The organism is Natrialba sp. PRR66, from assembly GCF_034808065.1.
Taxonomy (GTDB): Archaea; Halobacteriota; Halobacteria; order Halobacteriales; family Natrialbaceae; genus Natrialba; species Natrialba aegyptia.
In genome coordinates this window covers 1-257 of the sequence record NZ_JAXHGN010000175.1, presented here as the reverse complement: position 1 = coordinate 257, position 257 = coordinate 1, and the positions used below count along the sequence as shown (strand labels likewise).

Annotated in this window: 1 protein-coding gene; it reads right to left on the bottom strand. The window is 55.3% G+C overall.

Annotated elements, in window-relative coordinates:
• Positions 1-257: ribosomal L7Ae/L30e/S12e/Gadd45 family protein (locus tag SM755_RS23895; protein ID WP_323174868.1), on the bottom strand; the 257-nt coding region annotated here is incomplete at both ends.

Sequence of the window (257 nt, the reverse complement as noted above, 5' to 3'; positions counted from 1 at the left end):
CTGATAGCTTCCACCAGCTTAGCCAGAGCACCCTTGTCTTCCGAGTTAACCTGTGTGAAGGCAACGGTGGTGCATGTCTTCCTGTGGACCAGGTGCCCCAGCCTGGCCTTTCCCTTGATGATGCAGTAGGGCACCCCCATCTTTCGACACAGAGCAGGTAGGAAAACCACCAGCTCAATGGGGTCTACGTCATGGGCAATCACCACCAGCTGAGCCTTCTTGTTCTCCACCAAGGTGGTGACTGTATTGACTCCTGC